The sequence below is a fragment of the Novosphingobium aquimarinum genome (assembly GCF_009746585.1).
GTDB classification, from domain to species: Bacteria; Pseudomonadota; Alphaproteobacteria; order Sphingomonadales; family Sphingomonadaceae; genus Novosphingobium; species Novosphingobium aquimarinum.
The window spans coordinates 89,577-113,761 of the sequence record NZ_WRPO01000009.1 but is presented as its reverse complement, the minus strand read 5'-3'; the positions used below and the strand labels follow the sequence as shown (position 1 = coordinate 113,761).

At 64.3% G+C, this 24,185-nt stretch carries 22 protein-coding genes; 12 read left to right on the top strand and 10 right to left on the bottom strand.

The features are described 5' to 3' along the window. The first annotated feature begins 1 nt into the window (after window position 1). The gene (locus GQO94_RS11255) at window positions 2-370 is read left to right on the top strand and encodes a DUF2794 domain-containing protein (protein WP_156841451.1); all 369 of its coding nucleotides are present in this window, start codon (window positions 2-4) and stop codon (window positions 368-370) included. Here the strand turns inward: GQO94_RS11255 and GQO94_RS11250 are convergent, their stop codons facing one another. Beyond that, window positions 371-1,273, bottom strand: a complete 903-nt coding sequence (locus GQO94_RS11250) for an SDR family NAD(P)-dependent oxidoreductase (RefSeq protein WP_156841449.1) — start codon at window positions 1,271-1,273, stop codon at window positions 371-373. A gap of 117 nt (window positions 1,274-1,390) precedes the next feature. Here GQO94_RS11250 and purS point away from each other — a divergent pair, with 117 nt between their 5' ends. Beyond that, a complete protein-coding gene (gene purS / locus GQO94_RS11245; RefSeq protein ID WP_156841447.1) occupies window positions 1,391-1,627 on the top strand; it encodes a phosphoribosylformylglycinamidine synthase subunit PurS in 237 nt (78 codons plus the stop codon). Beyond that, window positions 1,624-2,304 carry a phosphoribosylformylglycinamidine synthase subunit PurQ gene (gene purQ, locus GQO94_RS11240; protein ID WP_156841445.1) on the top strand — a complete coding sequence of 227 codons (681 nt, stop codon included), beginning with the start codon at window positions 1,624-1,626 and terminating at the stop codon, window positions 2,302-2,304. Before purS ends, purQ begins: the two co-directional genes overlap by 4 nt. Window positions 2,305-2,310: 6 nt before the next feature. On the opposite strand, the gene GQO94_RS11235 is transcribed toward purQ, so the two are convergent. The 4 genes from GQO94_RS11235 to glmU all read right to left on the bottom strand — a co-directional run bounded on the left by GQO94_RS11235 (window position 2,311) and on the right by glmU (window position 8,930). Further along, a complete protein-coding gene (locus GQO94_RS11235; protein ID WP_232332889.1) occupies window positions 2,311-4,674 on the bottom strand; it encodes a putative bifunctional diguanylate cyclase/phosphodiesterase in 2,364 nt (787 codons plus the stop codon). A 102-nt stretch (window positions 4,675-4,776) separates the two neighbouring features. Then, window positions 4,777-6,600, bottom strand: coding sequence for a glutamine--fructose-6-phosphate transaminase (isomerizing) (glmS, locus tag GQO94_RS11230; RefSeq protein WP_156841443.1), 1,824 nt, complete (start codon window positions 6,598-6,600; stop codon window positions 4,777-4,779). A gap of 100 nt (window positions 6,601-6,700) precedes the next feature. After that, a complete protein-coding gene (locus GQO94_RS11225) occupies window positions 6,701-7,534 on the bottom strand; it encodes a TIGR00266 family protein (RefSeq protein WP_156841441.1) in 834 nt (277 codons plus the stop codon). Between the two features lie 31 nt (window positions 7,535-7,565). Continuing rightward, window positions 7,566-8,930 (bottom strand): bifunctional UDP-N-acetylglucosamine diphosphorylase/glucosamine-1-phosphate N-acetyltransferase GlmU, encoded by a 1,365-nt coding sequence (gene glmU / locus GQO94_RS11220; RefSeq protein ID WP_156841439.1) that lies wholly within the window; start codon window positions 8,928-8,930, stop codon window positions 7,566-7,568. Between the two features lie 60 nt (window positions 8,931-8,990). On the opposite strand from glmU, the gene GQO94_RS11215 reads away from it, so the two are divergent. After that, window positions 8,991-9,662 carry an HAD-IA family hydrolase gene (locus GQO94_RS11215; protein WP_156841437.1) on the top strand — a complete coding sequence of 224 codons (672 nt, stop codon included), beginning with the start codon at window positions 8,991-8,993 and terminating at the stop codon, window positions 9,660-9,662. Here GQO94_RS11215 and GQO94_RS11210 read toward each other — a convergent pair whose 3' ends face one another. The 3 genes from GQO94_RS11210 to purC form a co-directional block, all read right to left on the bottom strand. Further along, window positions 9,663-11,507: a cation:proton antiporter gene (locus GQO94_RS11210; protein ID WP_232332888.1), complete on the bottom strand. Its 1,845-nt coding sequence runs from the start codon at window positions 11,505-11,507 to the stop codon at window positions 9,663-9,665. 175 nt (window positions 11,508-11,682) lie between these two features. Then, window positions 11,683-14,541 (bottom strand): M16 family metallopeptidase, encoded by a 2,859-nt coding sequence (locus tag GQO94_RS11205; RefSeq protein ID WP_156841435.1) that lies wholly within the window; start codon window positions 14,539-14,541, stop codon window positions 11,683-11,685. Window positions 14,542-14,641: 100 nt separating this feature from the next. After that, the gene (gene purC, locus GQO94_RS11200; RefSeq protein ID WP_156841433.1) at window positions 14,642-15,439 is read right to left on the bottom strand and encodes a phosphoribosylaminoimidazolesuccinocarboxamide synthase; all 798 of its coding nucleotides are present in this window, start codon (window positions 15,437-15,439) and stop codon (window positions 14,642-14,644) included. Window positions 15,440-15,584: 145 nt separating this feature from the next. Here purC and GQO94_RS11195 point away from each other — a divergent pair, with 145 nt between their 5' ends. Next, window positions 15,585-16,181: a GNAT family N-acetyltransferase gene (locus GQO94_RS11195; RefSeq protein ID WP_232332887.1), complete on the top strand. Its 597-nt coding sequence runs from the start codon at window positions 15,585-15,587 to the stop codon at window positions 16,179-16,181. Here the strand turns inward: GQO94_RS11195 and GQO94_RS11190 are convergent. Then, window positions 16,178-16,642, bottom strand: coding sequence for a low molecular weight protein-tyrosine-phosphatase (locus tag GQO94_RS11190; protein ID WP_156841431.1), 465 nt, complete (start codon window positions 16,640-16,642; stop codon window positions 16,178-16,180). The two genes, GQO94_RS11195 and GQO94_RS11190, sit on opposite strands and share 4 nt — an antisense overlap. Before the next feature lie 203 nt (window positions 16,643-16,845). Here GQO94_RS11190 and GQO94_RS11185 point away from each other — a divergent pair, with 203 nt between their 5' ends. Further along, window positions 16,846-19,647: a M10 family metallopeptidase gene (locus GQO94_RS11185; protein WP_156841429.1), complete on the top strand. Its 2,802-nt coding sequence runs from the start codon at window positions 16,846-16,848 to the stop codon at window positions 19,645-19,647. A gap of 12 nt (window positions 19,648-19,659) precedes the next feature. On the opposite strand, the gene GQO94_RS11180 is transcribed toward GQO94_RS11185, so the two are convergent. Further along, entirely contained in the window at window positions 19,660-20,196 is a 537-nt protein-coding gene (locus GQO94_RS11180) for a hypothetical protein (protein WP_156841427.1), read from the bottom strand. 48 nt (window positions 20,197-20,244) lie between these two features. Between GQO94_RS11180 and GQO94_RS11175 the strand changes: the two genes are divergently transcribed. From GQO94_RS11175 to leuB, 6 genes are all read left to right on the top strand, one after another. Continuing rightward, complete coding sequence (locus GQO94_RS11175) at window positions 20,245-21,006, top strand: TlyA family RNA methyltransferase (RefSeq protein WP_198045925.1); 762 nt, start codon at window positions 20,245-20,247, stop codon at window positions 21,004-21,006. Between the two features lie 85 nt (window positions 21,007-21,091). Continuing rightward, window positions 21,092-21,646, top strand: a complete 555-nt coding sequence (locus GQO94_RS11170; RefSeq protein ID WP_156841423.1) for a TspO/MBR family protein — start codon at window positions 21,092-21,094, stop codon at window positions 21,644-21,646. A gap of 56 nt (window positions 21,647-21,702) precedes the next feature. Then, window positions 21,703-21,954, top strand: a complete 252-nt coding sequence (locus GQO94_RS11165) for an accessory factor UbiK family protein (RefSeq protein ID WP_156841421.1) — start codon at window positions 21,703-21,705, stop codon at window positions 21,952-21,954. A 30-nt stretch (window positions 21,955-21,984) separates the two neighbouring features. Continuing rightward, window positions 21,985-22,497, top strand: coding sequence for a hypothetical protein (locus tag GQO94_RS11160; RefSeq protein WP_156841419.1), 513 nt, complete (start codon window positions 21,985-21,987; stop codon window positions 22,495-22,497). Between the two features lie 13 nt (window positions 22,498-22,510). Then, window positions 22,511-23,119, top strand: a complete 609-nt coding sequence (gene recO, locus GQO94_RS11155; protein WP_156841417.1) for a DNA repair protein RecO — start codon at window positions 22,511-22,513, stop codon at window positions 23,117-23,119. Window positions 23,120-23,137: 18 nt separating this feature from the next. After that, the gene (gene leuB, locus GQO94_RS11150; RefSeq protein ID WP_156841492.1) at window positions 23,138-24,181 is read left to right on the top strand and encodes a 3-isopropylmalate dehydrogenase; all 1,044 of its coding nucleotides are present in this window, start codon (window positions 23,138-23,140) and stop codon (window positions 24,179-24,181) included. Window positions 24,182-24,185: the final 4 nt, after the last annotated feature.

The following is a 24,185-nucleotide window of genomic DNA, read 5'->3' as shown; positions in this document are numbered from 1 at the left end:
GATGGCGGCAGGGTCGGCGGGCGGAAACCCGGCTTCAGGAACCATCATCGCGTTTCCCGGGCAGGGACGCGCACAAGTCGGCTTCGATCGGCTCGAACTGCAAAAGATCATGGATCTCTACGGCCGCATGGTCGCTGCCGGGCAATGGCGCGACTACGCGATGGACTTCGGCAAGGACGCGGCAAGCTTCGCGGCATTCCGTCGCGCCGCCGAACGACCCCATGCCCGGATCGAGAAACGCCCCGCGCTGCGCGGCAAGCAGGGTATGTGGACGCTGTTCGGCGAAGTCGGGCAAGTGCTGAAGCGCGGCCACGAACTGGCCGGCGTGCTGGTTCCGCTCGAACGACGGCTGCTCAAGCTGGTCGACTGATCACTTGCCTTTCGCGAGGCGTTCCATCGTGTCGCGCGATTGCTCCATGCCGTGCGCGACGGGCCTGTCCGTGTCGGGATTCGCGATGGTCTCCCACGCCGCGGCGATGCCCTCGGGCGTGCGTTGCCCTTCGGGAAGCAAAACGCCCTCGTTCATGACCACGCGCGCGCTCTGGAAGACACCGCCACCGGCAGCCAGAATCGCGTTGGTCGGGGCTGCCTCGCTCACCAGAAACAGCGCTGCGGGTACGACGTTCTCGATGCCGAAGGCGCGGTAGACGTCCTCGGGAAAGATGTCCTCGGTCATGCGCGTACCGGCGGTGGGGGCCAGCGCGTTGACGCGGATGTCGTGCTTGGCGCCCTCGAGCGCGAGCGTCTTCGCCAAGCCGACCAGACCGAGTTTCGCGGCCGCGTAATTCGCTTGCCCGAAGTTGCCGCCGAGCCCCGCCGAGGACGTGGTCATCAGGACGCGGCCGTAGCCTTGCGTGCGCATCGCATCCCACACAGCCCGGGTCGCATTGGCGCTCCCGAACAAGTGCACCCGCACGACCGTCTCGAAATCGGCAGGATCCATCTTCGCGAAGGTGCGGTCGCGCAAGATCCCGGCGCTGTTGATCAGCACGTCGATCCGCCCCCAGGCCTCGAGCGCGCGGGCGGCCATGGCGTGCATGTGCTCTATCTCGGTAACGTCGCCGCCGTCGGCGATGGCCTCGCCGCCTCCCTTGCGAATCTGCTCGATCACTTCGAGCGCGGCCTCGCTCTGGCCGGTCCCGTCGCGGCAGGCCCCGAGATCGTTCACGACGACTCGCGCACCGCGCTGCGCCAGCGCGAGCGCGTAGGCTCGACCGAGGCCGTTGCCCGCGCCCGTCACGATGGCCACTCTGCCGCCGAAATCGATGCTCATAGGCAGGCGATGGCACGGCCCGGTCGATCGTACAACTGCCGACGATGCCTTGCGCCAGGCGGGGGAGAATGCCAGAGGCGTCGCGATGTCAGGCATGTCGAAGCGAAAGGCCCTGCGATGAAGGTGCGTGTGCACGTTAGCCTCAAGCCCGGAGTGCTCGATCCACAGGGCCGCGCGATCCATCACTCGCTCGAAGGCCTGGGGTTTTCGGGCGTCAACGACGTCCGCGCCGGTCGGCTGATCGAGCTGGATGTGGACGATGGCACGAGCGACGCGGCGCTCGATGAGATGTGCCGCAAGCTGCTCGCCAACATGGTGATCGAGAACTATCGTATCGAGAAGGTCGCGGCATGAGCGACTTCCGCGCTGCGGTCGTCACGTTCCCCGGATCGAACTGCGATCGCGACATGGCCGTCGCGCTGCAAAAAGTGTCGGGCACGGCGCCGATCAGGGTGTGGCACGGCGATGCGGACTTGCCCGAGAGTCTCGATTTCATCGCGCTCCCGGGCGGGTTTTCTTACGGCGACTACTTGCGCTGCGGCGCGATCGCCTCGCGCTCGCCGATCATGCGCGCGGTGATCGCGGCGGCCGAGCGCGGCGTGCCGGTTCTCGGCGTGTGCAACGGCTTCCAGGTCCTGACCGAAAGCGGCTTGCTGCCCGGCGCACTGCTGCGCAATTCGGCGATCCGCTTCGTGTGCCGCGAGGTTCCGCTCGAGGTCGTCAACACCGATTCGCTGTTCACTTCGGGCTTTACCGCCGGCGCCCGGATCCGGCTGCCCGTGGCGCATCACGATGGCAATTACTTCGCCGATGAAGAGACGCTGGATCGCCTCGAAGGCGAGGGTAGGGTCGCGTTGCGTTATGCCGAGCCGGTCAATGGTTCGGCGCGTGACATTGCAGGCGTCCTCAATCGCGCGGGCAATGTGCTGGGAATGATGCCCCACCCCGAACGCGCGATCGAACCGGCGCAAGGCAATGACGACGGACGAATGCTATTCGAAAGCGCAGTGCGCGGGCTGGTCGGAGCCTGACTCGAATCAGGCCGACTGCATGGACAGTCGGGGATTGGTCTTGCGAAACAGCTTAAGCGCCTCGGCCGCGGTCATGGGACGGCCGAAGTAATAGCCCTGGATCTTGCGGCAGCCCAGGCTGCGCACGATCGCCAGCTCTTCCTCGGTCTCGACGCCCTCGGCGGTGGTCGACATCTCGAGGCTGTCCGCCATCGCGACGACCGCGCGAATGATTGCGAGGCTTTCTGGATTGCCGCCCGCGGCCCCGTGCACGAAGCTTCGATCGACCTTGATCGTCGAGAAGCGCAGCTTCCGCAGATAACCGAGCGAGGAATAGCCGGTGCCGAAGTCGTCGAGCGCCACCCCGCATCCCAGCGCCATGATTTGCTCGAGCGCCGCGCGCGCCATCGTCGCATCGCGCAGGAAAATACTTTCGGTCACTTCGATCTCGAGTCGCCGGGCGGGCAGTCCGCTGGCGGCAAGCGCATTGACCACGCTGGGCGCGAAATTGGGGTCCAGCAGCTGTTCGCCCGACACGTTGACGGCAACGCGTACATGGTCGGGCCAGTTTACCGCCTCCTCGCACGCCTTGCGCAGCACCCATTCGCCGATCGGGATGATCAGGCGGGTGTCTTCAGCCAACGGGATGAACTTGCCCGGATTGACCGGGCCGTGATCCTTGCTGTTCCAGCGCAGCAGCGCTTCGAAGCTGACGACGGTTTCGTCGACAGCATCGACCACGGGCTGGAAATTCAGGGTGAACTCGTTGCTGTCGAGAGCCCGGCGCAGTGAGAACTCCAGCTTTCGCCGCTCCTCGGCATGGGCGTGCAGCGCCGGCTCATAACTGTAGTGCTGCCCGCCGCCGACGTCCTTGGCCCGGTACAGCGCGAGGTCGGCGTTGCGCATGATCGTCTCGACCGTCGCCCCATCGCGCAAGCCGATCGCGGAACCAATGCTGGCACCGACGTAGAGCGTATGGTGATCCACTTCGTAGGGCTGCGAGAGTTTCGCGATGACGCGTTCAGCAACGTGATCGACTTTGGCGAGATCGGTCGCGTCCCGGATCACGATGGCGAATTCATCCCCGCCGAGACGCCCGCATAGCTCGTTTTCGGATAAGTGCTCGCGCAGTCGTTCCGATACCCTGGCGAGCAACTGATCGCCAACGAGGTGGCCAAGCGTGTCGTTGACCGCCTTGAAGCGATCGAGATCGATCATCAGAAACGCGCAGCGGGTGTGCCATTTCTCGGCATAGTCGAGCGCCTCTCCGAGTGCCTCGGTAAGCATCATCCGGTTCGGCAAGCTCGTCAGCGTGTCGTAACGCGCCATATAGGCGATCTTGTCGGAATTCTCGCGTGCTTCGGTGACGTCGGAGCCGACACCGCGAAACCCGTCGTACATGCCGTTCTCGTCGATCTTCGGCGTTCCCGAAAGCTCCCACCACCGCGGTTCGCCGTTGATCGTGACTCGGACGAGCAAGTTGGAAAAGCTCTCGCGACGCTGCAGGCGTTCGGCAAGATCGTGCATGCTGGAAGAAAAATGGCCGGTGTTCCAGGCTTCGCCCGCGATCAGTTGAAGGAAGGGCAAACCTTCAATCTCGGCAGGCGATTTGCCCAGTGCATAAGCGAACCGGGGCGAGACCAGCCGGATCCGTCTGGCGGTGTCGATCTGCCAGAGCCAGTCGGCATCGCCTTCCTCGAACTCGCGCAGCAGCAGCGAGACGACCTGATCCTTCTCGGCCACACCAGCCTGGGCGATCTTCGTCAGAAGAAAGCGCCGGGCGGTGAAGACCGTGCCGGAAATGCAGACCGATCCGAAGGTGATCGCGAGGACGACCATGTCCCACATCTGGACCGAAACGAAATACGCGATGCTGGAACATGCAAGCAAGCCGAGGAACAGAGTGGTCGCCATCGGAACTGCCGGGAGGAGAACGGCGGATGCCGTCATCAGCAGGGCGAGAACCGACCAGAACTTGATCGCGATCGCAGGATCCACGAAGGGACCGAACCCAGCCAAGGGCGCGATCCACACTAGGCCATTGGCCAGCGTGGCGATGGCCTGGCCCTTGGTCTCCTCGCGGGCGATTCGGCGCTGGTCCGACGCGGCAAGGCGCGATTCGATGCGCCATAGCTGAATGAGCGTCGTTGTCAGGGCAAAGTGCCAGACGAGGATGGCGATGGCCGGAATACTGCCAAGGAACAGCACGGTCGCAGCCAGTGCAGCCAGCATTTGCGCGAAAGTACGCGTGACCGTTGCGCTGTGAATGTCAGCGAACTGGAGCCCCCGCAGCCGTTCCCAATCGCCTTCCTTGGGGTCCGAAATCCCGAGCAATGCAAGGATCGGGAGTTCTGTCGGCAGAGCGACGGACGAGGCAAATCTGTTGGGCACGCGCGATCTCTAGCCCAGAGGTATTAGCGCCGGGTAAAGTTGGCGAACGAAGGAGCCTTTGCGTGGCTCGCTCGCTCTCGCGAGAAACGGCGGAAACGGTCGCTATTCGACCGTGACGCTCTTGGCCAGATTGCGCGGCTGATCCACGTCCGTGCCCTTGATGCAGGCGACGTGATACGCGAGCAGCTGGGCCGGGATCGCGTAGACCAGAGGTGCGATCAAAGGATGGACCTTGGGCATTTCGATCACGGCCATGCAGTCCTCACCGGCATCGGCGATACCTTCCCAGTCGCTGATCAGCACGACCTTGCCACCGCGCGCGCGGACTTCCTGCATATTGCTGACGGTCTTCTCGAAAAGCGGCCCCGATGGCGCGAGGACGATCACCGGAACGTCGTCGTCGATCAGCGCGATCGGCCCATGCTTCATTTCACCCGAAGCATAGCCTTCGGCGTGTATATAACTGATTTCTTTCAGTTTAAGTGCACCCTCCAGGGCCAGCGGATAATCGGGTCCACGCCCCAGATAAAGCACGTCGCGCGCCGGTGCGATGAGGTGCGCCATCTTTGCGATCTCCTCGTCGTAGCCTAGCGCCGCATTGAGGCAGGCCGGGACTTCGGTGAGGTGGCGGACGACTTCGGCTTCCTCGGCCTTGTCCATCCGCCCGCGCACGACGGCCAAGTGCGTCGCGAGAGCCGCAAGCACCGCAAGCTGGCACGTGAAGGCCTTGGTCGAAGCGACGCCGATCTCTGGTCCGGCGTGCGTCGGCAGCAGGAGGTCCGCTTCGCGCGCCATCGAACTGGTCGGGACGTTGACGACGACCGCGATCGTCTGCCCCGCGGCTTTGCAGTGGCGCAGTGCGGCCAGTGTATCGGCGGTCTCGCCCGATTGCGAAATGAACAGCGCCAGGCCGCCTGGCTCGAGCACGGGGTCGCGATAGCGGAACTCGGAGGCGACATCGATATCGACCGGCAGTCGCGCGAATTGTTCGAACCAGTACTTCGCGACCATCCCCGCATAGTAGCTGGTCCCGCAAGCGACGATGGTGACGCGTTTGATGGTGGAGAGGTCGTAGTCGATCTGCGGCAGTGCGACGCTCTGATCGATCTGGCGGACGTAGCTGCGCAGCGTTTGCGCAACCACGGTCGGCTGCTCGAAGATCTCCTTCTGCATGAAGTGGCGATAATTGCCCTTCTCGATCGCGGCGGCAGACGCACCGGAGGTGACGATCTCGCGCGTGACCGGCTGATTGGCGGCATCGTAGATTTGCGCGCCTTCGCGAGTGATGACGACCCAGTCGCCTTCCTCGAGATAGCTGATTCGCTGGGTCAACGGGGCGAGTGCCAGCGCGTCCGAGCCCAGGAACATCTCGCCCTCGCCATAGCCCACCACCAGCGGAGACCCGAGGCGCGCGCCGATCAGCAGATCGGGATGCTGACGGAACGCGATCGCGAGCGCGAAGGCCCCGCGCAGCTCGGGCAGGGCGGCCGCCACCGCATCCTGCGGACTGTCGCCGGCCTCGATCCGTTCCGAAACGAGATGGGCGACGACTTCGCTATCGGTCTCGCTTTCGAAACTGCGGCCTCGCGCCGACAAGGCATCGCGCAAGGCGCGGAAATTCTCGATGATGCCGTTGTGCACCAGCGCCAGTTCGCCGGTGGCGTGAGGGTGGGCATTGGCCGCAGTCGGTGCGCCGTGCGTGGCCCAGCGGGTGTGGGCGATGCCGATCTTGCCGGGCGCGGGATCGCGTTCGAGCTCGCGCACCAGATTGATCAGCTTGCCCTCGGCGCGGCGGCGGATCAGCGTGTCGTCCTTGACCGTGCACACGCCGGCGCTGTCGTAGCCGCGGTATTCCATGCGCCTGAGGCCGTCGACGAGCCGGTCCGCGACTTCATCCTTGCCGACGATGCCGATAATTCCGCACATATGCTGGTCATGCCCCGCTATTGAGGGTTAATGGGTTGAGTGCCGGACATGGCATGGCCGGATTGAATTTGGGTTTAACGCACCGAACCGCGCGCGTTCGTCAATCGCCGTCTAGCAGATCGCCGAGCCCCCCGAGTAGCGAACCTTCGCCGCGGTTCTGCCCACCCATCGGCATGGCCGCGGCAAGCATGCGACCGGCGAGGCGAGAGAACGGCAGCGACTGTACCCAGACTTTCCCCGGCCCGCGCAGTTTGGCGAAAAATACGCCTTCGCCGCCGAAGAACATCGACTTGATCGAGCCCGCGCGCACCAGGTCGAAATCGACGTCCGACGTAAAGGCGGCGACGCAGCCGGTGTCGATGTGCAATTCCTCGCCGGGCGCGAGTTCGCGCTCGATCACGGTGCCGCCCATCTGGACGAAGACCCAGCCATCGCCTTCCAGCTTCTGCATGATGAAGCCTTCGCCGCCGAACAGGCCGGTCATGATCCGCTGCTGGAAATGGATGCCGATCGAAACGCCTTTGGCGGCGCACAGGAAGGCATCTTTCTGGCAGATCAGCCGTCCGCCGACGTCGTCGAGCTTGATCGGCAGGATCGCGCCGGGAACGGGAGCGGCGAAAGCCACGCGCGCCTTGCCCGAACCGTGGTGGGTGAAGACGGTGGTGAAGAGGCTCTCGCCCGTTACCAAGCGCTTGCCCGCGCCCAGCAGCTTGCCCATGAAGCCGCCGCCGGCCCCCGCCTGCGAGCCGTCGCCGAACACGGTGGTCATTTCGACGCTGGAATCCTTCCAGACCATCGCGCCGGCCTCGGCGACCGCGCTTTCTCCCGGATCGAGCTCGATTTCGACGAATTGCAGCTCCTGGCCCTTGATCTCGAAATCGATATCGTCGGACAGGCTGCTGCTGCGGGTATGGTTCCAAGGACTGCTGCTCATGGTCGCGCTCCTCCGCTTGAGATAACTGGCCCTACTGCGCCTTGTCGGCTTTCTTCTTCTTCATCGCATCGTGGAAGCGGTCTGCCCAGCCGGGCTTCACCAGCTGCTCGCCCCGGACCAGGCGTAACTCGCCATCGCCGACATCGCGGCTGACCGCGCTGCCCGCAGCCACGATCGCATCGGCCCCGATCCGGACCGGAGCGATGAGAGCGGAATTCGAACCAATGAAGGCGCGATCCCCGATCACCGTGCGGTGTTTGAAATAGCCATCGTAGTTACAGGTAATCGTGCCAGCGCCGATGTTCGCCTGGGGGCCGACATCGGCATCGCCGATGTACGAAAGATGGTTGGCTTTCGCTCCGGCACCGATCACGGCGTTCTTGATCTCGACGAAATTGCCGACCTTGGAGCCTACGCGAAGGTCCGCTCCGGGCCTCAGCCGCGCGTAAGGGCCCACTTCGGCACCGCCGGCTATGGTCGCGCCCTCGATATGGCTGAAAGCGCGAATGGTAACGTCGTCGGCGACGGTCACGCCGGGACCGAAAACGACATTGGGTTCTATCAGGACGTCGCGGCCGATCGCGGTGTCCCACGAAAACCAGACAGTGTCGGGCGCTATCAAAGTGGCGCCGTCCGCCATCGCTCGTTCACGCCGGCTGGCCTGCCAGTGCTGCTCCGCCAGAGCCAGTTCGGCGCGGCTGTTGATCCCGCCCACTTCTTCGGGGTCGGGGGTGATCACGACCGCGGCATGCCGGCCATCGTCGATGGCGATGTTGACGATATCGGGCAGGTAGTATTCACCTGCCGCATTGTCGTTTTTCACGCGTGCAAGCAGGGCGAAAAGGTCCGCTGAGCGAACCGCCATGATGCCCGAATTACAGAGAGTTACCTGGCGCTGTTCAGGGGTCGCATCCTTGTGCTCGACCATCCAGATGATCCGATCACCGTCGGCGACGATGCGGCCGTAGGCAAGCGGATCGGGCGGTTCGAAGCCAAGCACCACGACGGGCGGTTGGTGACTTCCGTGCAGGCGATCGAGCATGGTGCGCATGGTCGCTGCGCTCACGAACGGCACATCGCCGTAGAGGATGAGGATGTCGCCTGCGAAATCCGCCAACGCGGTCTCAGCCTGCTGAACCGCGTGACCGGTGCCGAGTTGCGGTTCCTGCAACGCAATTCCGACGCGCCCGGCTAGCGCCTTTTCCAACTGCTCGCGCCCATGACCGGCGACGACCACTTGCCGCTCCGGTTCGAGTTCGGCGACACTTGCCAGCAAATGCTCGATCATCGGCCTGCCGGCGACGGGATGAAGCACTTTGTGCAAGTCGCTCTTCATCCGGGTCCCTTTTCCGGCGGCGAGAATGACGACGGCGAGAGGCGCAGCGGTTTTGGTCATGGAGCGCCGTTTGCCAGCAAATGCTTGCCGTTTCCACTACGACAGGCCAACGGAGCGTGGATGACTACGTTTCCTTTCGACATCGTGGGTTTCGACCTCGATGGGACACTCCTCGATACTCATGGCGACTTGGCGGCAGCCGTCAATCACGCGCTGTCTCTGGAAGGGCGCGAAGCCGTTCCGGCAGACAGGATTCGCGATCTGATCGGCGGCGGTGCGCGCAAGATGCTCGGACGCGCCCTCGACCTCACGGGCGGCGCCGTTCCCGAAGCCCGGTTCGAGCAGTTGCATGGCGAACTGATCGTCTATTACGAGGACAACATCGCGGTCCACTCGCGCTTGTTTCCCGGCGGAGCAGACATGCTCCGTACACTGGCCGAGCTTGACGTGCGCGCCGCGGTCGTCACCAACAAGCTCGAGCATCTGGCGCGCCGGCTGCTGAACGAATTGCAGTTGACCGACCGGTTCTTCACCATCATCGGCGGCGATACGCTGGGCCCCGGACGCGCCAAGCCGAAGCCCGACTTGCTGAACGAGATGGTGGCGCGGGCGGGCGGCGGGCGCGCGGCGTTCGTCGGCGACACGACTTACGATACCGGCGCGGCGAGCGCAGCCGGGGTGCCCTGCGTCGCAGTCAGCTTCGGCTTCTGCGACGCGCCGCCGGCGGAACTCGGCGCCAGCGCCGTGATCGATCACTTCGACCAGCTGGTGCCCGCACTGCGGCGACTCTGATCAGGCCGAAACGGGACTCGTCGGCTTCTTGCCGTCGCCTTTCGCGTCGCGCTTGGCCTTGCGTTCCGCGCCGGTTTCGGGCGGTACGAAGGTGATCACCGTGTCGCCGTCTCCGACCGCCGGCGATCGCACCGAGGAAAAGATCTCGTAAGTGCCGTTGGCGCGAACCACGGCAAAGGCGAGGTCGCCGTCGCTGAGATTGGCCTGGAAGGCGTCGAAATCGTATTCCTGGGTGATCCGGGTCGGGCTGAACGTCCAACCCTCCGTCGCTCGGGTCTGGAGTTGGTAGATGTCGACCGGGCTGGGAAACACCGTGCCTCCCTTGGGCTGCGTCATGCCATCGCGCTTGTCGGGCGCGATCTGCAGCACTTTGTCATACCCCAGTTCCGGACCGAGTTCGGCGCAAACGAACGCGTTGTACGCGTCGCTGTCCGAAGCGGCGATGACATGATGGTATTCGATCCAATCGAAGCGGTGGCGGAATTTGTCGCTCAAGACGTCGCCCTTGAGCGATTCGAGGCCGAGGGCTCGCGCATGACGTTGCGAAAACTTCGAGTTGTCGGTCATCATCACTTCGACGCCGGCGTCCTTCAGTGCCGCCGCGGCGGCGGCCGACCATTGATTGATGCCCACGATCATCAAGGCATTGCCTTCGCCGCGCGCGATCCCGAGCAGCCCGGCCCACCATCGGGCGGTGAAACCGTGCGCGACGATGGTCGTGATCGCAGTGAAGAACGCCAGCGGAACCAGCAATTCCGCGCCTGGTACGTCGTTTTCGGTGAGCCGCAGCGCGAACAGGCCGGTGATGGCGACGGCGACGATGCCGCGTGGCGCGATCCAGGCGATGAACAGGCGTTCGCGCCAAGGCATGTCGCTGCCAAGCAACGAGATCACAACGGTCAACGGCCTCGCCAGGAACATCAGCATAAGGATGTAGACGATGAAGTTCCATTGGACCCGGCTCACCACTTGCCAATCGAGCGTTGCCGACAGGATGATGAACACGCCCGCTATCAGCAGGACCGCGAGATCCTCCTTGAAGCGGCGGATCGTGCCGGACGAGAATGTCGGTCGGTTCGCGAGTGTCACGCCCATGACGGTCACGGTGATGAGACCGCTTTCGTGCTGCAACGTGTCCGCGATGACGAAGGAAACGATGACCAGCACCAGCAGCATCGGCGCCTTGAGGTATTCAGGCACGTAACCGCGCGGGAAAGCCCAGGTCACGGCGAAACCCAAGGCGAAGCCCAGGACCGCTGCAGCGGCGGACGCGCCCAGCACTGCCGGTATGCTGGTGCTATGGTGACCGACTTCTTCCGCAAAGGTCATCTGCGCGAAAATGATGATCGCCAGCAGCGCGCCGATGGGATCGTTGATGATCGCTTCCCATTTCAGCGTATCGGCCACGCGCCGCGGCACGCTGATCGCGCGCAGCATCGGTCCGATCACCGTCGGACCGGTGACCACCAGAATGCCGCCGAACAGTGCGGAAAGCTCCCAGCTCAGGCCGATGCCCCAGTGCACCGTAAAGGTGCAGGCCGCCCAGCCGAGCGGCACGCCGAGAAAGATCAGTCGCTTCACCGAGCGGCCGGCTTCGCGCAAATCCCGGAAGTTGAGCTGCAACCCGCCTTCGAACAGGATCACCGCGACGGCCAGCTTGATGATGGGCTGCTGGAGATCACCGAAGTCGCGCGCGGGGTCGAGCAGGCCCAAGATCGGTCCGGCGATGATTCCCGCCGCCAGCATGAAGACGATGGCGGGCTTGCGGGTCCTCCAGGCGATCCATTGGGCCGCCATGCCGAGTGCGCCAATCAGCGCGATCTTCAGCATCAGGGGTTCGGGCAAAGGCGTTCCTCTATTCGGTCAGGGCTTGGAAACGTTGGCAATTTGCCCCGCCCGGGCGAAGGGAGGAGGCGCTTGTCAGCTTGGTAGCTTCATGCAACCGATCGGACCAGCACAAGTTCCGCGCGGATTTGGATGAGATAAGAGCCAAAAGCTGCCAGGACGGCAGACATTCCGCTCAATCTGCGTCCGACGCCGCGGGCTCTCGCGGCAACACCAGGATTTCCAGCGCTGCCCGCGGATCCAGATAGCGCAAAGCCAGCGTCTGAATTTCCGCAGGGGTGATCGCGTCGAGTCGTTTGCTGGCGGACATATATCGCGCGATGCGTTCCGGCTCGCTCTGCGCGCGGTCGACAAGCGAAAGCCAGCCGCCATTCGACTTGAGCGCATTGCAATAGGCTTCGGCCAAGGGCGCTCGAGCACGGCGCACTACGTCGGCGGGCAGGGGACTCGACCGCAAGGCTGCGATGGTCTCGTCGATAGCCGCGCGCGTTGCGGCGACTTCTCCGACATCGACCGAAGCCGAGATCGCGAATGTGCCGTATCCGCTCCAGTAGCGGGACAGCGCGCTGGATGCGCTTGGCGAATAGGCTTTGCCGAGCGCCTCTCGCAAAGTGTCGGTGAGTTCGACCCGGACGATGCGTTCGAGCAGTTGGAGGCGCAGCGCTTCGTCGGCATCGGAATCGTCGCGAGTGGGCCAGGTGAGCCGCAGCAGCGCCTGATCGGCCGGTCCGTCGTGGTAGACGACGCGCGGCTTGCGGTCGGCGGAGAACGGGCGTTGCGGTTGCTGGTCATAGCTGCGGAACGCGGGCTCGCGGGCGGGCAGGGCACCGAACGTCGCCGCGACCAGCGCGATCGCCTGATCCTCGTCGATGTCGCCGACGATGCCGATCTCGATCGCGCCTCGAGACAGCCGTTCGGAAATGTCGTCCCGCAGCTGGGCGAAGGTCCGCGCTCGATATGCGTCCACATCCTGCAGAGTGAAACGCGGATCGCCGTCGGACAAGATGCCGCCGAGCGCGGCACCGAGCGCGGATGCGGGCGTCGCGTCCTTGCGCAGAAAGTAGGTGTTCATCTGCTGCCGGTAGGCGATCTCGCCCTCCAGCCGATAACCCGGATCGCTGACGGCGGCAGCAAGCAACTGCAATTGCATTTGAAGGTCGCGCGGCGTCGTCAGGGCGCGCGCGTCGAAGCTGCTTTCGCTGACGCCGAAATTGACTGACACCGTGCGCCCGGCGAGGATCGACTGGAGTTCGTCGGTGCTGTGTTTCCCAAGTCCGCCCTCGTCGAGGTATGATACCATCGCAGTGGCCAGCGGATTTTCCCGGGTATCGAGCTTGTCCCCGCCATCGAGGCTCAGCGAAATGCGGACCCGGTCCTCTTCCAGTCTGGTCCGCTTGAGATTGAGCATGACGCCATTGGCGAAGACGACTTCACGGATGTTGAGCACCGGTTCGCGCCGGTCACTCACCACAACTCCGGGCGCGCCAAAGTCGGTATAGGCAAAGCCGGCAAGGTTCGTGCTGCGTTCCTGGTCGATCGCGGCCTCCATCGCTTCGTCCCACGCGGCACGAAGCGCGTCCTCGCCGCCCGCGGGGGCGAAACGGGTGCGTAGCCGGATCAGCGGATCCTCGATCGGCTCGGCATCCGCAACCAACGCGGCCATCACTGTCTCGGGCGTGATCTGCGGCGCCAGGGCCTCGAACCGTTCGAGCACGCTTGCGGGGGGAGAGGGGACGGTTCCGTCCTCGAGGAGGTTTTCGATCGCCTGCACCAGCGTGGCATTGCTGCGGGTGTCCCGCGAGGCTGCGGCGTTCTCGATCGATGTGCGGATATTGGCGACTTGTTCCGCCACTTCCGCGTTATCAAACCCATAGAGCAGGGCGCGGCGATATTCACGGGCAGCCGCGATCAGGCCGCGTCGCCACTTGCGGTCGACGGTATCGACGATGAGGCGCGTGGCGCGCGCTGCCTCGAATACGTCGCCCGTGCCGAAACCGGCACCGCGGAACGGCGGATTGGGCTGGCGCGAGAGGCGCTGCAGACGTCGATTGACGATCGAATAGCCAATGCCGGCCAACATTTTCTGGCGGCGGTTCGCGATGCTGTCCGGCAGATCGCGATAGGGGCTGAGCCGCTGCACGATGGTGCGTTCCGACACGGCCGGATCGACATAGATCGCCACCCGATCTTTGTCTTGCGGGTCGATCGGGCCTGCCATGGGCTGCGGACGTGGCGTCTGGCCGCGCCAGTCGGCAAACCGCGCCCGGATTTCCCGCTCGACGAGGTCCGGGTCGAAGTCGCCCACGACCACGAGCGTCGTATTCGCGGGTTCGTAAGTCCGCTCGTAGAAGGCGCGAAGGGCATCCGCGGTCGCGGCGGCAACGGTTTCGGGAACGCCGATCGGAAAGCGCGTGGCGAAGCGCGAGTCGGGGTATTGGAACTTGGTGTTGGCCACGAGGTCACGATATCGCCAGGTGTTGCGATCGCGCATTTCCGCAAGCACGACGCCGCGTTCGCGCTCGACCGCATCCGGCGCGATCGTCAGCTCGCTCGCCGTTTCGCGCATGAGCATGAGCGCGGTCTGCAGCAGCCTGGGATCGGTGCGCGGCAAGTTGAGCTTGTACGTCGTGCGCTCGAAGCCGGTGGACGCATTGGTATCGGCACCGAAAGCCAGCCCGTCGCGCTCGAGCAGCGGGATCATTTCGCCTTCGGGGACGTGGGTACTCCCGTTGAACGCCATGTGTTCGACGAAATGGGCGAAGCCTTGTTCGTCATCGCGCTCGTCGAAGGAGCCCGCTTCGATCACCATGCGGATCAGCGCCGTGCCTTCGGGCGTGCCGTTGCTGCGCACGACATAGCGCATGCCGTTTGCGAGCCGCCCGAAGCGGTATCCGGGATCGAGCGGGATGTCGCTGGTTTCGAAGGCCCAGTCCGGTTCTTCCGTGGAACGATCCGGCGCCGCATCCTGAGCGATACCCGTCGCTGACCACAGGACCAGACACAGACCGAGCCAGGCAAGGCGAAAGGATCTCATGCGTCGTCGAATCCGGCCGAGGGCAGACATGACACTCGCGTTAGGGCGAGAGAATTCGGCATTGGAACTCTGACGGCGAAGTCCGGTCGCTGGCGAATTGTTACTTGTGCGATTTGCCGCCGCGCAGCTTGCCTCGGTGCGCGCTCAGATCGAACACTTCGCCCGGCGTACCGTCGTCCTGAAGCAGTCCGAGGCGACGCGCGACTTCCTGATAGGCTTCTTCCTCGCCGCCGAGATCGCGGCGGAAGCGATCCTTGTCGAGCTTTTCGCCGGTTTGCATGTCCCACAGGCGACAGCCGTCCGGGCTGATCTCGTCAGCCAGGATGATGCGGCTGAAATCGCCGTCCCAGATCCGCCCGAACTCCAGCTTGAAGTCCACGAGTCGGATGTTGATCGCGGCGAACATGCCAGACAGGAAGTCGTTCACGCGGATCGCGAGCGAAGAGATATCCTGCATTTCCTCGTTCGAGGCCCAGCCGAAACAGGCGATGTGTTCTTCGGCGATCAACGGATCGCCCAGAGCATCGTCCTTGTAGTAATACTCGAGCAGGGTGTGCGGCAGCGGCTCGCCTTCGGGGATGCCCAGGCGCTTCGAGATCGAGCCGGCCGCGACATTGCGCACGACGACTTCGATCGGAATAATCTCAACCTGGCGAACCAGTTGCTCGCGCATATTGAGACGCCGGATGAAGTGGTTAGGCACGCCGATATGGTTGAGGCGCGTGAACACATACTCGCTGATGCGGTTGTTGATGACGCCCTTGCCCTGGATCGTGCCCTTTTTCTGGGCATTGAAGGCCGTGGCATCGTCCTTGAAATACTGGATGATCGTGCCGGGCTCGGGCCCTTCGTACAGGATCTTCGCCTTGCCCTCGTAGATCTGGCGCCGACGCGACATAGCGGTATCCCCTGGGAACAATAGATAACTGGCCCCAGCGCGATGGATCGCGCAAACAGCGATCCATTCGGCCGGGGCAATGCGTTGCGCATATAGGACATGGCCATGCGAAAGCAAACCGGCGAGGCGGCCTGATAAGGTGAGAATGGACAGCAAACTTCGTATCGAACCGATGACGGGCCACGCCGTTGACGCGATCATCGACGATCTCGCGCAGCTTCGGATGACGGTCTTCGCCGAGTATCCCTATCTCTATCAGGGCGATGCTGCCTACGAGCGCGACTATCTGCGCGCATTCGTGGCGGCCCGCGATGCCGTGGCGATCGTCGCACGATGCGACGGCGACGTTGTCGGGATCGCGACGGCTTCGCCGATGACGGCGCAGGAAGCAGAGCTGCGCGATCCCGTCGCTGCCACCTCGCTCGATCCCGCGCAGGTGTTCTATTTCGGCGAAAGCGTGTTGCTGGCCCGGTGGCGGGGGCATGGCATCGGGCGCGCCTTTTTCGATCACCGCGAGGAGCATGCAAGGCGGTGCGGCGCGCGCTACGCGATGTTCGCCGCGGTGGTGCGACCGCCCGACCATCCGGCGCGAGCCGGCGACTATCGCGATCTCGCGCCCTTCTGGCGCAGGCGCGGCTATGCGCCCGTGCCCGGGCTCGTCACCAGCCTCGATTGGCAGGAGCATGGCGAGGACCGCGCGAGTGCGAAGCCGATGCAGTTCTGGATGCGCGAGCTCGACTAGCGCGCCAGTTCCGAGACGAGTGCGCGCGCGGCGGCAGTCACTTGCGACCAGGTCCGCTCGAAACCATCGGCGTCGCCGAAATAGGGATCGGCCACCGGCTGACCCTCGCACCCTTCCACATGATCGAGCAGGAGCGAGAGACGGTTCTCCCGGCCCGGCGGCACGAGGTCTTCCAGTGCCGCGAGGTTGTCGTGATCGAGCGCGAGGACATGGGTGAAGTCGTCGAAGTCGGCCTTGCGGACCTGCCGACCGCGATAGCCGGAAATGTCGATCCCGTGGCGCCTGGCCTGGGCGATCGCGCGCGAGTCCGGCGGCTCGCCGACGTGCCAGTCGCCGGTTCCCGCCGAATCGACCTCGATATCGAGGCCCACGCGGTCGGCTTCCGCCCGCAGCGCGGCTTCGGCCAGCGGCGAACGGCAGATGTTGCCGAGGCATACGAACAGAACGCGGGGCCGCGTCACTTCCGCTTCGATCCAGCTAAGTAAAAGCCCATGAAATTCGTTCCGAATCAAAAAAATACTGAGTATAGGAAAGGCGACAAGGCGGTGGGGGGCACCGTTCACGTTCGTGAGTATGGCGACGGCCTGGCACGCGCAAGGCCGCTGCACGTCTGACGGGTCCGCCACAATGCGGGCCGGCTATCTTACCCCTGAGGTATCGGACCGTGTTCACAGCAGCTGAGCTTGTCGCGACGAGGCAGACGGGCAACGTCTTTATCGATGCGATCACGTATAATCGCGCCTGGATCCCCGGCATCGTCATCAACTACGTCCTGGAAGGCAACGGCGCCTATGGCGGCACCACCTGGGGCAACGGCGCGCGTGAGGGCTTCGCCGCGGCCTTGGCGAGCTGGTCCGCAGTCGCCAACCTGCGCTTCGTCGAGGAAGCGGGCCCGTACCGCGGCACCGGCAGCACCGCCGCTTACGACTTCATCGAAGGCTTCAAGACGTTCGACGACGGCACCCTGGGCGAACACACGCTGCCTTTTGCGGGCACGATGCGCGGTGATTTCAGCAATGCGGCCGAACTGACCACGCGCGGCGCATTCTCGGCGGGCGGCTACACGTTTGCGACATTCGTGCACGAGGTGGGGCATGGCCTGGGACTGGTGCATCCGCATCTCGACGAAGGCGATCCGGCTGACCGATTGATCTTTCCCGGCGTCAAAGGCTCCGACGATCTTGGTGACTACCAGCTCAACCAAGGCGTTTTCACGACGATGTCGTACAATTCAGGTTATCGGGAAGTCGGCCTTCCCAACTCTTTCGAGTTCGGCTGGAATGTCGGGCCGGGCGCGTTCGACATCGCGGCGGCCCAGGCGATCTACGGTGCGAATACCCAGACGAACATTGGCGCGACGACTTACACTTTGCCCAGCGCCAATGCCAACGGCACGGGGTGGAATACGATCTGGGATACCGGCGGGATCGACGTGATTTCGGCTGCATCGGCAAACGGCGCAAGCGCAACGATCGATTTGCGCGCCGCGACGCTGAAGGCCGAACTCGGCGGCGGCGGTTTCGGATCGTGGGTTGGCGGAATCCTCGGTGGCGTGACGATCGCCAACGGCGTGGTCGTCGAGAACGCCTTGGGCGGCTCTGGAGACGATATCCTTCACGGCAATTCGGCGTCGAACCGGCTTGACGGGGGCGGCGGCTTCGACATCGTCAGCTACGTCGGCGTATCGGCGAATGTCGTGATCGATTTGTCGAAGGGAACGGCCACCGGAGACGGAAATGACACGCTGATTTCCATCGAGGGCGCCATCGGCGGTTCGGGCAACGACCGCCTCGTCGCTCGCGACGGCGTCGTCGACGCCGATGCATTGAACGAGCTGTTTCTTCCCCCGTCCACCGATCGGCCCCGGCTCGATCTGGACGGAAGATTTGCCTCTTCTCGCGGTGATCCGACCATTCCCGATTCGAGCTCCATGACATCGATCCGCATCCATGCGCCAGGCAGTGTGGTGGATTCATTCAGTTTCACTGCGCCCCAGTCGGGCCCGGTCGTCATCGATATCGACAATACTTTCGCGTTCGACAGCTTGCTGCGCGTGGTCGATTTATTTGGTGACGTCATCGGCCAGTCCGACGACACCACTGAATTCGATCCCGGCAGCGCTACGCTGACAGACAGCTATCTGGAACTGACCGGGCTGGTCGCGGGCAATCGCTATGTCATCGAGGTTGCCGAATTCAGCGGTGAGGTCCGCCCGGATGCGCGCTACGAACTCAGCGTCTCGATGCAAGCGACGGTTACCTCGTCCGAGAGCACGCTGATCGGCTCTTTCCTCGAAGGCGGATACGGAGACGACGTTCTCGAAGGTGGAACTGGCAACGACGTGCTTGCTGGCGGCCAAGGTGACGACCGACTGCGCGGCGGAGGCGGAGACGACACTATCTACGGCGCAGGCGGCGAAGATACCGCGGTCTTTGCGGGGCCCATCTCTAACTACACGATCGCGGCGGCGCCCGGCGTGCTGACCATCACCGGCGAAGGCATCGATCGGGTCTCGGGCGTCGAATTCTTCGATTTCGGTGGCACAATATATCGCATCAATGAAGCGGGTACGATTACTCCGCTCATGACTGAACCCGAGCCTCCCACTTTGGCCGATGGGTTCCGACTGTTGACCACGAACGGCTTCGTGGGAGAAATCGCGGGCCAAGTGCGGGTCTTCGGCACCAATGGCTTCCAAGACCTCACGATCTCCGGATCTGGCTCGCAGATCCAGTTGGATCCCTCATTCAACCGCGGTGGCGACATCATCCGCCTGCCGGGCGATGCCAAGGAATATACGGTCTCCTTAGACGGCTCAAATGCTCGATTTGTGGGGCTTGCCGGATCGGTCTGGATCCCGCTCGGTCCGGACGGGAACGAAATCGTCTTCGCCGATGGCGCGCGGCGTCTCTACTACGATCTCGACACTCAGTCGGCCGCAATTGGCAGCCAGCACTTTCTGAACGTGCCCGAGCAGATCGTGGCGCCGCCGCAGAGCGGGACACTGCCGAGTGGTGCGCTGGAGGACAGCGTTGCAAGGGTAATTCTCGACACAGGAGGCGAAGCCACGCTTGGCGGCGATTATCGGATTTTCGGGACGCCGCAAAACGCGGAAACAGTCGTGCGGCTTTGGGGCGCTTTCTCCTTCGATCCCTCCTTCAATCGCGGCGGAGACACGATTGCCGTGGGCGGTGCGGCCGAGGATTTTTCTGCCTATCGCAACGGCTCGCAGGTGGTGCTGGTGGCCGAGAATGGAAGTCTCAGCATACCCGTGGGGCAGCAGGCTACGACGCTCGTGTTCGAGGGCGGAGATGAGCGCGAACTGAGGTTCGATACGACCGTGGGAGCCATTACGATCGGCGGCGATGCAGTCACGGCCACCAGCCTTGCGACGGCTCTGACACTCGATCCTACCGATCAAGTCGCGCCGATGGCGATGGCGGTCGACGCGATGTCCTGGGGCTGAAGGCCCGCGCGACTAGCGGCAGTCCTCGATCACGCGGCTGACTTCCGGCCAGCTCGGGATGTAGAGCGTCGCCAGGCCATTGACTTCGATGGCGAAGCGGCCGCGGCTGAAGGCCATGGCGTCGAGCAACGGGTCGCGCGCGCTCAGGCTCGCCTCGATCACCGGGGTCGAACCGGGGACTCCTCGGGCCATGATCTGGCGGGTGGCCTTCTCGGTAACGACCGTCATCGGGAGCTGTCCGTCCACGGAGCCCGCGCGCAGCAGGCGAATCGTGCCGTCGGCGCGGTTGCAGCGCATGGCGAACAAGTCGCCGGCGAAACGCGAGGTCGATTGGCCGGCGATCTGGGCCCAGGTCCAGTTGCCGGGGGTGATGGGCGCGTCCTGCCAGTCGATGGGAGGCGCGACCGGCGTCGGGGTCGGCGCGGGGGTCGCGGTCGGCGTCGGTGTCGGCGTCGGGGCGATGCGCGAATCCGAGCAAGATGCCGCAAGGGCGATGACCGATAACGAGGCGACTAGGGCGAGCGCACGTCGGCGCAGGATTGCGTTCATGCCGCCCGTATGGGATCAGACGCCGCCCATCACAAGCCCTGCACACAGATGACCGTCCCACCCAAGTCCCCGACCGGCGCAAAGGCCCGTCCCGACCATTTGCTCGTCGAACGCGGGCTCGTGGAGAGCCGTACGCGCGCTCAGGCGCTGATCATGGCGGGGCTCGTCTATTCGGGCGAAACCAAGATCGCCAAGGCCGGGCAGACCCTGGCCGCGGACGCGCCGCTCGAAGTGCGCGGGCGCGATCATCCGTGGGTTTCGCGCGGCGGGATCAAGCTGGCGCATGCGATCGCGCACTTCGGGCTCGATCCGGCGGGCGCCTTCGCGATGGACATCGGCAGTTCGACCGGGGGCTTCACCGATGTGCTGCTGTCGCACGGGGCCGAGCGGGTGTTTGCCGTCGATTCGGGCACCAACCAGCTCGCCTGGAAATTGCGACAGGACCCGCGCGTGACGGTGCTGGAAAAGACCAGCGCGCGCGTGTTGACGCCCGAACTGATCGACGCGCCGTGCAATTATGTCGTGTGCGACGCCAGTTTCATCGGTCTGGCCAAAGTGCTCGAGATCCCGCTGCAGCTCGCGGCGCCGCGATGCACCCTGGTCGCGCTGATCAAGCCGCAATTCGAAGTCGGACGCGGCGAAGTGGGCAAGGGCGGCGTCGTGCGCGATCCGGCGCTGCACGCGCGCGTTTGCGAGGAAGTGCGGGACTGGCTGGAGCAAAATGGCTGGGCCGTCGCCGGGGTTGTCGAGAGCCCGATCCGGGGGCCGGAAGGCAACGTGGAATTCCTGATCTGTGCCAATCGGGGATGACCGATCCCTGCGCGGACATTGCACAAACGTTAACTCCCGTAGATAAATCCGCCGGATTGGCGCGAATCGGGAGTTGTTGAGACCCATGAATGTGATCGCCTCGCGGGGCCAGTTACGGGTTTCGCTCTTGCGCTGGACACTCGTGACGGTTCCGACGTTGCTTCTGCTGGGGATGCTTTCGGGCAAGCTGGCCGGAAATGGCCCGGAGAACCCTTGGTTCGCAGCGCTGCTCAAGCCGGATGCCTATCCTCCGCCGCAGGCGTTCGGGATCGTTTGGAGCATCCTCTACGCGTTGATGGGGGTGGCGCTCGCGCTGGTGCTGTCGGCCCGGGGCGCGCGGGGCAGGGGCATCGCCGTGATTGCCTTCGCAATCCAACTGCTGCTGAACCTCTCCTGGTCTCCGATCTTCTTCGCGTATCACTCGATGAGCGGTGCGCTGATCGTGCTCGGCGTGCTCGATCTCGCGATCGTCGCGACGATCGTGCTGTTCTGGCGCGTGCGACCTCTGGCCGGACTGATGCTCGTGCCATACCTGCTGTGGTCCGGGTTCGCGACGTACCTCAACTGGGACATCCTGCGGCTCAACCCGGGGTATGACGGGGCCGACGTCAGCGGGGCGGTGGAGCGCATCGAACTCTGACAGACCTGCGGCATGGGGGCCTTGCTTTGTGCGCGCAAGACACCCATTCTAGGGTCATGCAAAGCCAGAACCCGATCGTTTCCGACTTCGTCAAGCTCATGAACAGCGCCGCCGGCACGGTTGCCGGAATGGGGCGCGAAGCGCGCGACTCGGCGCGTGAACGCTTCAAGGAGCTGATGGGCGACATGGACTTCGTCAGCCGCGAGGAATTCGAGGCGGTCAAGCTCATGGCCGCGACGGCGCGCGAAGAGGCCGAAACGCTGAAGAAGCGCATTGACGATCTCGAGAGCAAGCTCGCCGCCAAGTAAGCGGGGCTGAGAGCCGGAGGCATTCTATCGGTGTGGCCGGTTGCCGTCGTCTTCTGCCTTGGTTGCGTCCTTGCCTTAGCGGTCGGGCGCGTAATCGGGCAGGCGATCGACGAACGTCTCTCGCCCGGCAATAGCCCAGCTTGGCTCCCGGGTCTGATTCTGCTGCCCGCGCTGCTGCCATTGTCGTGGCATTATCAGCACGTTCTCGGTCTCGCGCGCGGCTATCTTCCCACGCAAACGGCCGACTTCGGCTACCTCGAACTGGTGGTGCCGATCGGGGTGGTTGCCTTGTGGCTGTCGTTCAGTGCGCTCATCCGGCGCATCCCGCTGGCCGCGCTAGCGTTCCCGATCCTGTCAACATACCTTTATGTCGCGTTCGTATTGGGGCGCATTGTCGGACCACCGCGCGACATGCCGCTTGAACGCAACGCCTTCGTCATCCTGCTTGCGGGCGAGGCGGCGGCGACATGCCTGATCTTCGGCATGGCGTGGGGTATGCTGAGCCTGCCGGGCATGCTCCGGCGCTGGCCGGTCGCACGGTGACGTTCGCGCCAAGATGAACTTACGCGCGTCCGCAATCGTCTGCGCTGTGCGGCCGCATGGCGAGACAGCGGTGATCGTCCGCCTCCTCACCGCCCAGGAAGGCATGGTCGCGGCCTATGTCGCGGGCGGTCGCGGGCGGCTGATGCGCCCCGTTCTGATCCCCGGCAACACGGTCGAAGCCGAAATCCGCGCGAAGACCGAAGGCCGGCTGCCGTTCGCCCGGATCGAACTGATGCGCAGTCGCGGGCCCTGGATGAGCGAGCCGCTGCCGGCGGCCGCCATCGTCTGGGTCACGGCGCTGGCCGCCGCGGCGCTGCCCGAGCGCCAGGCCTATCCCTCGATTCATGAAGCGCTCACCGGGCTGCTGGAGGCAATCTGTGTCGCACCGTCAGCCCGGGGCTGGGCCGGTGCGCTGGTCGCCTACGAAACGCTGTTGCTGCGCGAGCTCGGCTACGGCGGAGCGCTCGAACGCGCCAACGAGCAGGAATGGCCGGAGTTCCTGCGATCGTTCGACCGCATGGGGCGCTTGCTCGAAGCCTACCCGCTTGCCGATCGCCGAACCGATGTTATGGCGGCGCGCGCCATGCTGCGGGAGCGGCTGGCACGGATCGAAGGAGGTTGACGAGTGAGCGGGGCAAACATGCGGATCGCGGTTTTCGCGGGTGACGGGATCGGTCCCGAAGTGATTGGCGAAGCGGTACGCGTCCTCGAAGCGCTCGGGATCGATGGACTGGAACTGGTCGAGGGCGACGTCGGCGGCGCCGCCTATCGCAAGCACGGTCACCCGCTGCCGCCTGAAACCCTTGACATCGCCCGCTCGTGCGGGGCGATCCTGTTCGGCGCTGTCGGGGACTTCTCGCTGGATCATCTGGATCGGCAGTTGCGGCCCGAACAGGCAGTGCTCGGATTGCGCCGGGAGCTTGGGCTCTTTGCCAACTTGCGGCCCGCGACGGTCTTCAAGGGGCTCGAAGATCTCACGACGCTGCGGCCTGAAGTGGCCGCAGCGATTGACTTGCTGATCGTGCGCGAGCTCAATGGCGACGTCTATTTCGGCGAGAAGGGCATCCGCACGCTCGAAGACGGGCGGCGGCAGGGCTACGACATCATGTCGTATGCCGAAGATGAAGTGCGCCGCATCGCGCACACGGGGTTCAAGGCGGCGATGGGCCGCGGCCGCAGACTGTGCTCGGTGGACAAGGCCAACGTGCTCGATACCTCGCAGCTCTGGCGCGACGTGATGATCGAGGTGTCGGCTGAATACCCCGAGGTCGAACTCAGCCACATGTATGTCGATAACGCGGCGATGCAGCTGGTGAAGGATCCTGGCCAGTTCGACGTCGTCGTGACCGGCAACATGTTCGGCGACATCCTGAGCGATCAGGCCAGCATGTGTGTCGGCTCGATCGGGTTGCTGGCGTCGGCGTCGCTGGCGGAAGGGACTTTCGGCCTTTACGAGCCGATTCACGGCTCCGCGCCGGACATCGCTGGCAAGGGCCTGGCCAACCCGATGGCGACGATTCTGTCCGCTGCCATGTTGCTGCGCCACAGTTATCAATTGGAGGCCGAAGCGTCCCGGATCGAAGCAGCAGTCTCCAAGGCGCTTGCCGACGGCGTACGGGGCGGCGATCTGGGGGGAAGTGCGGGAACGCGGGAAATCGGCGATGCGGTCATTGCGCGGCTCTGATATC